We start from the raw sequence: 1,574 nt of genomic DNA, 5'->3' as shown, positions 1-1,574 counted from the left end.
ATGTGTTAAACCGCGCTGGTATCGGTATGGAAGTAATGCACGAGCGTAATGCACACAACTTCCCCTTAGACTTGGCTAGTGGTGAACAGGCTCCTGTAGCTCTGATTGCTCCTGCTATCAATGGTTAATTCCTAGTCTGAACGAAAAGGCACTCCCGCAAGGGGGTGCTTTTTTGTGGCTAAATATTTTATGGTATGTCTAGCCTGGATCGTTCATCCGGTGAGTTTAGCTTCGGGGAGTAACAATTATCATTCAACTGCTCTTATCGATAACCGTCTTCTTTTTAAGTGCCTTCGGTACTCTGTTCTGGTTGTCTATCCCCTTAGTCATTCAGGTGATTATCGATAAGGTCATCATCCAGAACTCGCCTGAGGCTCTCAACTTTTGGGGTGTTTTCTTGATAGTGACGACTCTCTTTGCCAGTGCCTCGGAGATCGGCCTAACCGCTCTCACCGCCGCCATCATAGGCAACGGTCTGGCTAGGAAACTCTTTCTCAAAGTCGCTGTCACACTCCCTAAAGTCTTGGCCATGCTATCATTAATGGCTATTTACAGTCCTCAACTTGCCTTTGCTTCCACTGGACTAACTGCCCTAGCCTGTGGAACCTATTACCTTCTCAAAAGAAACAGATTGGTAGCCGAGTCTGGTTCAGAACCTCTTCCTCTTTCTTTCCGCTTGCCTTTGACCCTAATCGTACTCTTCCTTTTCTGGTATGGGGCTTCCCCAGTCCTCGCCGCTCAATTATCCCTGGGTCAGTTGATAGCATTTATTATTTTCAGTATCCAGTTCGTGGCTTTCTTATTGAGCCTGACGGCGGCTGCTACTAAGCCTATTTATTGAAGGCCGCTCTCATTTGGAGATGTTAATTAACGGTATCTGCATTAGGAAGCCCGTATAGATCCTTGACGGACTGGCGGGAGAGAACAATAATCGTGAAGACTCCGAGGATTGTCCCCAAGGGAGTGAATAAGCAGAGGATGCAGGCCATAACGAAGGAAAACCAGTATCTCTGGCGGCGTTTGAGGAATCGCCCCGATACAATGGTAGCAATAGCAAAAACTTCTCCTAATATGAAAAGTAGGCCACCAACAGCGGCGAAAATATATCCGGCTGCTTGAGGCGGTAAATTCCCAGATGAATGTACTGAAATAGATTCGGTAATGATGAGTAAACCGATAGTAAAGTGGATAAGTGGAAAGAGAGAGAAAAAGGCAAGAATCCCTCCCACAATATAGTGGAAGATTGATAATAATTTGAGATGTTGTCTATCGTTATTCGTATTCATGGCTCTTCTCGACTTTGTGTGATAATTTTTGCTTATGGAATCGTGAAATGTTTATCGGGTAAGACTTTTAGGGCTATTTTGCCGAAGAAACTATCAGTATAGACCTCGTTGCCACCTGAGAGGGGGACAAGCGAGCTAGAAGGTAGATAGGGCAAGCGATATAGCTCTTTGTCCCTTGATGTAATCCTTCAACCGATAGCGGCTAATTTGCATTAGCTCTTCTATATTTTTTGGGAACATTTGATGTAGCTGGAGCCAATGATAGAGATGTTGACCCACATAAAAACT

At 44.9% G+C, this 1,574-nt stretch carries 2 protein-coding genes; one reads left to right on the top strand and one right to left on the bottom strand.

Annotated features, from left to right (window positions below; genetic code table 11):
• Nucleotides 1-310: 310 nt before the first annotated feature.
• Entirely contained in the window at nucleotides 311-841 is a 531-nt protein-coding gene (locus PX481_RS10330) for an ATP-binding cassette domain-containing protein (protein ID WP_288027841.1), read from the top strand.
• Between the two features lie 22 nt (nucleotides 842-863).
• Here PX481_RS10330 and PX481_RS10325 read toward each other — a convergent pair whose 3' ends face one another.
• Nucleotides 864-1,286, bottom strand: coding sequence for a hypothetical protein (locus PX481_RS10325; RefSeq protein WP_043999542.1), 423 nt, complete (start codon nucleotides 1,284-1,286; stop codon nucleotides 864-866).
• Between the last annotated feature and the right edge of the window lie 288 nt (nucleotides 1,287-1,574).

This window comes from Microcystis sp. M53603_WE2 (assembly GCF_030065435.1).
This window is presented reverse-complemented; position numbering and strand designations above follow the sequence as displayed.